The sequence below is a fragment of the Psychrobacter sp. Ps6 genome (assembly GCF_022129235.1).
In the GTDB taxonomy this organism is placed as follows: Bacteria; Pseudomonadota; Gammaproteobacteria; order Pseudomonadales; family Moraxellaceae; genus Psychrobacter.
Window position 1 is genome coordinate 1 of record NZ_JADQAI010000057.1, and the last position, 2,038, is coordinate 2,038.

The 2,038-nt window shown below is 44.8% G+C and carries 3 protein-coding genes and 1 pseudogene; all 4 read right to left on the bottom strand.

The features are described 5' to 3' along the window. Positions 1 to 344: response regulator (locus tag I3255_RS13645; protein WP_238039292.1), on the bottom strand; the 344-nt coding region annotated here is incomplete at its 3' end. Positions 345 to 347: 3 nt separating this feature from the next. Continuing rightward, positions 348 to 983, bottom strand: coding sequence for a hypothetical protein (locus I3255_RS13650; protein ID WP_238039293.1), 636 nt, complete (start codon positions 981 to 983; stop codon positions 348 to 350). Between the two features lie 11 nt (positions 984 to 994). After that, positions 995 to 1,789 (bottom strand): SDR family oxidoreductase, encoded by a 795-nt coding sequence (locus I3255_RS13655; RefSeq protein WP_069532949.1) that lies wholly within the window; start codon positions 1,787 to 1,789, stop codon positions 995 to 997. Between the two features lie 8 nt (positions 1,790 to 1,797). After that, a pseudogene (locus tag I3255_RS13660) lies at positions 1,798 to 2,038 on the bottom strand (iron-containing redox enzyme family protein); the annotation flags it as partial.

The window sequence follows — 2,038 nt, forward strand, 5'->3', positions numbered from 1 at the left end:
AAAACGCGTAAGCGAGCAAGCAACTCTTCGAGGGCAAACGGTTTTCCAAGGTAATCATCTGCGCCACCATCAAGGCCTTGAACTCGATCGCGAATGTCGTCTCGTGCGGTAAGTATCATCACCGGAAGCTTAAATCTGCCTTTGCGAATATTACGCAGAACTTCTAACCCATCCATATCGGGGAGAGTGAGATCCAAAATTACGATCTTGAACGCTTCTGTTTTGAGTGCGCTAGTCACACCAGATCCTTTTTCCACCCAATCCACGGTGTAGCCATGGCGACTTAATGAAGCCACCATGGATTGACCGAGTAGTTTATCATCTTCTACGAGTAACAAGCGCATAGTCTATTCCAGTCTCCCAAGAGTCTCTTCAATTTCCTGTTTTCGGCCTTTATCTGCCACAGGTCGATCAGGACGAGGTAAGGCCTGCATGGCGCGAGTCAAATAAACTTTCGCTTCTTTGACTCGGCCTTTTTCTGCAAGGAAGTCTCCATAAAAATAGTTCGGATCGATACCTTTAGGATTGATCTCTATCGCTTTTTTCAACATTTCTTCGGCTTTATCGTCATCACCAAAGCCAATTGGCCACCCCGGAACTTTGTAATACAGTGAACCTAAACTGGTGTATGCAGAACCATCAAGCGTTTGCGGTGACGTTGCAATTACCCCTTCGAGTAAAGATTTGGCTTCTTTGGCGAGTGACAATGCCCCTAAGCCACCTTGAGCACCAGCTAGCGATGCTTTATTGATTGCCAGCCAAACTGTGAGTTCGGGATTACTAGGTTCTCTGTCGAGATAAATACTGGTTTTGGCAATCGCGCGATGGAAGCATTGCTCCTGTTCATCACCATCGAGCGTACTGTACTGACATTCTGCCCATTTCTTTTGAACTTGTTGAAGTGGAGCATTACCTGCCAACGCAGCGGTCGAAGCTAACGTTGAACAAACCGTCAAAGCGCAAAGTAGTTGTTTGGTATTCATCGTCCATGTCCTCAGTGACTGACTCGGTTTATGTATTGGTGAATGGTTTCTTGTTGCTTACGAATCGCAGAAGAAACCACTTTTGGAAGCAATTGATTGATGCGAGCAAAAAGCTTTTCAGGCCAACCAATCCACTTCGTAGAAATTTCTTTTTCCAACATGATGACCACGTGATCGGCAACAACTTGCGGGGAGTCCGTTTTGTTACCCAATTGTCGATTCATTTCATTAACAGCATCGCTATTGAGTGAGGTTTCTGTAGCTCTTGGTGCCAAATACAGCGCACGAATTCCGGTTGCGAACAGCTCTCTGTCAAGCGATTCAGTAAAACGGTGCAAACCTGCTTTTGCTGCACAATAGGAGGTATAGCCTGGATAGCCAATTGAACCGAAAGTTGAACCAATATTAAGAATCACCCCAGGCTGTTTTAACCACGTCAACGCCGATTGGCACAGCAGTATCGGAGCAACTAGGTTGAGTTGGATTTCGTCAGCAATCTGTGTTGGTCGTTTATGGCTTAACAACGAAAAATCGTTGCTACCTGCACTGTTAATCAATGCGGACACATTTTGATGCTGACGCGCGCTCTCTTTTACTATAGTTAATCCTTCTAACGAGGTGATATCTGCAACAACTATGTCATGGCGTTCTGGATTCGGCAGTACTCGCAGTAGTGTTTGCAAGCTCTCTTTACTTCGTCCTACAAGAATGAGGCTAGCACCACGTTTTGCTAATGCTTTCGCAATGGCTTGACCAATTCCGCCCGAAGCACCTGTCAGGAGAATAGTGCTGTTATTTATGATCATACTTCACCTCATACAGATTGTTGGGTTGATAAAGAGGGTAAAGAACGCAGCATTTGCCCGTATAGTGAAAATACCATTTTTGCAGAGTCGATAATGACTTGTTGATCTTCCACTTTGATGATTCTGTTCATCAATGATTCAAAAAAATGCAGATGCTCTTGATCTAACACACTATGTGAAACTAGGTAAGTCATTGCCGAAGGTGGGAGGTTTAGAGTTGACTGGATTTTCTCTGCCATTAGACCACCA

What these genes read in the sequence shown, in the direction of transcription:
- I3255_RS13650 (WP_238039293.1), bottom strand. Translation starts at nt 983, where the DNA reads ATGAATACCAAACAACTACTTTGCGCTTTGACGGTTTGTTCAACGTTA.
- I3255_RS13655 (WP_069532949.1), bottom strand. Translation starts at nt 1,789, where the DNA reads ATGATCATAAATAACAGCACTATTCTCCTGACAGGTGCTTCGGGCGGA.